The sequence below is a fragment of the Phormidium pseudopriestleyi FRX01 genome, assembly GCF_017313335.1.
GTDB classification, from domain to species: domain Bacteria; phylum Cyanobacteriota; class Cyanobacteriia; order Cyanobacteriales; family Laspinemataceae; genus Laspinema; species Laspinema pseudopriestleyi.
Genome location: NZ_JAFLQW010000214.1, coordinates 1 through 5,212, shown reverse-complemented (window position 1 = coordinate 5,212; position 5,212 = coordinate 1). Strand labels below are relative to the sequence as shown.

Genomic DNA, 5,212 nt, shown 5'->3' with positions numbered 1-5,212 from the left:
GGGGGAGGGTTTGGAGACCAAACCCCTACATCAGGGGGGAGGGTTTGGAGACCAAACCCCTACATCAGGGGGAGGGTTTGGTGACCAAACCCCTACATGAAATCCCGATTTTTCCTGATTAAATTTATCACCTTGACAGGGGGAGGGTTTGGTGACCAAACCCCTACATCAGGGGGGAGGGTTTGGTGACCAAACCCCTACATCAGGGGGAGGGTTTGGTGACCAAACCCCTACATCAGTAGAGAAAACAGAATTGAGACAACCGGATTTGGTATCAGTCGGTTTTAACCGACTTTAGCTATGAGGCCGCCAACGTTTAAACCCCCGCCGGATCCGGCAACTTTTCAAGCGTTAACCGAGATAATCCTGAATCGCCTTCACTCCCAGGGGTTCACCCTTGAGGGCGCGAATTGCTGCTACCGTTGCCCTTGCACCGGCGATCGTGGTAATAATCGGCAGTTGATAGTCCAAGGCCATCCGGCGAATCATCCGGGCATCGGTCTGGGACTCTTCTCCCGTCGGCGTGTTGATAATAAACTGGATTTGGTCATTCTTAATCCAGTCAATGACATGGGGACGACCTTCATGGAGCTTGAACACCAGTTCCACATTCTCCAGACCATGTTCTTGGAGGACCTTGCGAGTGCCATCGGTGGCAATAATCTTAAAGCCCAAATCCATGAACTCTTTAATCACTGGCACCACCAGGGGTTTATCCCGACTGTTCATGGAAACAAACACTGTTCCCTGAAGCGCTAACCGCACCCCGGCCCCTAATTCAGCTTTGGCAAATGCCTTGCCGAAATCGGTGTCAATCCCCATGACTTCCCCGGTCGATCGCATTTCTGGACCTAAGAGGGTATCGCTACCTGGGAACTTGTTAAACGGCAGAACCACCTCTTTCACCGCAATATGTTGGGGAATCTTCTCTTCGGTAAAGTTGAGAGATTCTAAGGTTTTGCCGGACATAATCCAAGAAGCCATCTTCGCTAGGGGAATCCCGATCGCCTTGGAGACAAACGGGACCGTTCGCGAGGCGCGGGGATTGGCTTCTAAGATGTAAACCTGTTCACCTTGCACCGCATACTGAATATTCATCAACCCGATGACTTTCAGTTTTTGGGCGAGTTTGACGGTCCATTCCCGAATGGTGGCTAAGGCTTCCGGTTTCAAGGAAATAGAGGGAATAGAACAGGCGGAGTCACCGGAGTGAATTCCCGCTTGTTCGATATGTTCCATGATGCCGCCAATCACGACTTGTCCCGTGGCATCCGCTAGAGCATCCACGTCCACCTCGACTGCATTCTCTAGGAATTTATCAATCAAAATCGGGCGATCGGGTTCGACTTCCACGGCAAACTTCATATACCGTTCCAAGTCTGTATCAGAATAAACGATTTCCATCGCCCGTCCTCCGAGAACGTAGGAAGGACGCACCACCACGGGATACCCAACTTTCTGGGCGATCGCCAAGGCATCCTCATAACTGCGGGCAATCCCATTCGCGGGCTGTTTGATGTCCAATTCCCAGAGAATCTTCTCAAACCGTTCCCGATCTTCAGCAATGTCAATCGAGTCCGGGGAGGTTCCCCAAATTTTGGTGGTTACTTCTGGGGGTAAGAGGCGATCGGGCCCTTGGGCCATGAGTGCTTCATACAAGGGGATTGCCAATTTCAGCGGGGTTTGTCCCCCAAACTGAATGATTACCCCTTCAGGATTTTCCACCTCAATGATATTGAGAACATCTTCTTTGGTCAGGGGTTCAAAATAGAGGCGATCGCTGGTGTCGTAATCGGTGGAAACAGTTTCTGGGTTGGAGTTGACCATAATGGTCTCGCATCCTTCTTCCCGTAAGGCATAAGATGCATGACAGCAGCAATAGTCAAATTCAATCCCTTGGCCGATTCGGTTCGGGCCACCCCCTAAAATCATCACTTTACGTTTAGTGGAAACGGTCTGTTCCGTTTCTTCTTCGTAGGTGGAATAGTAATAAGGTGTCAGCGCCTCAAATTCTGCTGCACAGGTATCCACCAATTTGTACACCGGCTTAACCCCTAACCCAACGCGGTAGGCCCGTACTTGGTCTTCGTGGGTTTTGGTGGCAAAGGCAATTTGACAATCGCTGAAGCCTTGACGCTTGACTGCATACATATCTTCTTTTGTCAAGTCTTCAAGCTGCGATCGCTTGAGGAATTTTTCCGTTTCCAGGAGTTCTTGGAATTTATCCAGGAACCAGGGGTCAATGCAGGTGAGTTCGTAGATTTCCTCAACCGTCATCCCCATCAACATAGCGTGACGAACGGTAAAAAGGCGATCGGGATTAGGAGTGCGTAATCCGGCGCGAATTTGTTCTAAACTCGGGAGCATTTCTTGGCGATCGCATCCCCAACCGGAACGCCCAGTTTCCATCGATCGCATGGCTTTTTGGAAAGACTCATTGAAAGTCCGCCCGATCGCCATTGCTTCACCCACGGACTTCATCTGAGTTGTCAGAGTCGGTTCCGATCCAGCGAATTTCTCAAAGGCAAACCGGGGAATCTTCGTCACCACATAGTCAATAGTGGGTTCAAAACTCGCCGGAGTCTTCCGGGTGATATCATTGGGAATTTCATCGAGGGTATAACCCACCGCCAATTTAGCCGCAAACTTGGCGATCGCAAATCCCGTTGCTTTGGATGCTAAGGCAGAGGACCGAGACACCCGAGGGTTCATCTCAATCACAACCAGGTCCCCATTCACCGGATTAATGGCAAACTGAATATTCGATCCGCCTGTTTCCACCCCAATCTCGCGGATAATGGCGATCGAGGCATCCCGCAGGCGTTGATATTCTTTATCCGTCAAGGTTTGTGCCGGTGCGACAGTAATCGAGTCCCCGGTGTGAATCCCCATCGGGTCGATATTTTCAATCGAGCAGATAATCACCACATTATCTGCTAAATCTCGCATCACTTCTAGTTCATACTCCTTCCAACCCAGCAGAGACTGCTCAATCAGAATCTGCGAAACGGGGGAGGCATCAATCCCCCCTGCCGCCATAATTTCAAATTCTTTTTGGTTGTAGGCGATGCCACCGCCGGTTCCCCCGAGGGTATAGGCGGGGCGAATAATTAAGGGATAGCTGCCGATTTGCTGTCCCACAGCTTTGGCTTCCTCCAGAGTCGTAGCAATCCCGGATGGACAGGTGGCAACCCCAATCCGTGCCATTGCTTCTTTAAACAGTAAGCGGTCTTCGGCTTTTTCGATCGCCTCTAATTTTGCACCGATTAACTCGACGCCATACTTGTCTAAAACACCACTTTTCGCTAAGGTAACGGCCAAGTTCAGAGCGGTTTGACCGCCCATTGTGGGTAACAGTGCATCGGGTCGCTCTTTCGCGATCACCTTTTCCAACACTTCCGGAATCAGTGGCTCGATATAGGTGCGATCGGCAGTTTCCGGGTCGGTCATGATCGTGGCGGGGTTCGAGTTCACCAGCACCACTTCATATCCTTCTTCTCGAAGCGCTTTACAAGCTTGCGTCCCTGAATAGTCAAATTCGCAAGCTTGCCCGATCACAATAGGACCAGAGCCGATGATCAGGATTTTCTGGATGTCGTTGCGACGGGGCATAGGCTTAAACTTTCGACTTGTGGGTTGGGGTGTTTTCATTGTCAAGGGTCTGTTGTCAATTGCCAGCTTTCAGTTACAACTGACCACTGACCTTTGACTACTGACCCCGGATCGCATTTTTGCTAAATCCAGTTTATTTTACGAGGTTTCACTCAATCCGTATCACTTGGTTTTGCTAATAACCAGATTTGATGACTTCCTCTACGGATCCTCCGGTGCCGTCAGGGCAGCTTGGGCCGAGGAAATCTCTGGGTCATTTTTTCCCAGGAATGTGGATACAGTAACGGTTAGAAACCGGGTTTCTGAGCCTAATTTGTTGCTAAGAAAGCAAAATTTTTGTGAAGAAACCCGGTTTCTTGTCCTACTCATCTAAATCCTGTACCGATCCAGTATCGATATCCTGGCTCGATTCTGATAGATTCACCGCCATGCCAGATTTCGGACAAATCCAATCTTCGGGGAGTAAATAGGGCCATCCTTGCTCAAATGCTTCTAGGCAAACTGCATGAAGGGTCAATTGCACGTCTAACATTTGAAATTGAGCCGAATCTGCTTGCTTGCTACAAATTTTAGCAATTGAATCACTGATAAATTCAATCGTCTGATGGCACTGAACGCAGACTAGATGATGGTGCGGTTGTGAGGGTTTGTTCAGTTCGTAGTGTTTATGCCCTTCGGCTAACTCTAGTTCCCGCAGAATTCCAATCCGCGCCATCAAATTGAGGGTTCGATACACTGTGGATAGGCTAATTTTCTCCCCCTGCCGTTGCAACAAACTGTAGAGTTCTTCGGCACTTAAATGGTTGCCTTGGGGAATGGTTTGAAATACGCCGAGGATGGCTTCCCGTTGGGGAGTCAGGCGACAGCCCAATTGTCGCAGTTCGCTTTTGAGTTGAGCCTGGGTATAAAATGGCATGACGACTTACCCAAATTTATGGTCAATGGTTGGTCAGAATTTGGCCCTTTGTCCGGGAGGGTCGCTATGGTGAGCGCGATCGCTTCGGTAGCTTCGATGCCCCAGGCATCACGAGTCAGGCATCAAGGCACAAGATTCCCTCACTCATCCAATATGAGCGGTAAATCGAGTCACTGTGTCTCCCTGGCTACAACTCCCCTCCATAACTTGACCGCCAACGGTCTTGACAAAATTATATTTGTCCAGTATTTTAGCTCCTTTATTGAAATAAATCCTCAATAAGGGAATAAATCTAGTAAGACAGAATTTGAACTTTATTGCAAGGTTTTTCCAATAAAATTTAATCCCCCCATCCTCGTGAACTGGACCTCCGGTCCCCTCCCCTTAGCAAGGGCAGGGCTGTTTCATTCTCCCGGCCAAATTGATTTTTGTGTTGTTGCTAACCTTTGTTTGGCGGGGGATACAGACTGTTTTTCCTACTTGAGAGCCTAAAAGTAGGAAATAAGGACGAAAACCCTTGGGCTGTAAAGCTGACGGGGTAAGGAAAATTTGACAATGAAACAGCCCTACCCTTGCTAAGGGGAATTTACCACCCCGTCCCTGGGGGCACCCCTCCAAGGGAGGGGAATTTGTCGGCTAATTCCCCTCCCTTGGAGGGGTGTCCCGAAGGGACGGGGTGGTTTC

Annotated in this window: 2 protein-coding genes; both read right to left on the bottom strand. The window is 49.6% G+C overall.

Features of this window, described 5'->3' with window-relative positions; genetic code table 11:
- Window positions 1-351: 351 nt before the first annotated feature.
- Window positions 352-3,612 (bottom strand): carbamoyl-phosphate synthase large subunit, encoded by a 3,261-nt coding sequence (gene carB / locus J0895_RS07705; protein WP_207087522.1) that lies wholly within the window; start codon window positions 3,610-3,612, stop codon window positions 352-354.
- A gap of 361 nt (window positions 3,613-3,973) precedes the next feature.
- A complete protein-coding gene (locus J0895_RS07700; protein WP_207087521.1) occupies window positions 3,974-4,528 on the bottom strand; it encodes a Fur family transcriptional regulator in 555 nt (184 codons plus the stop codon).
- Window positions 4,529-5,212: the final 684 nt, after the last annotated feature.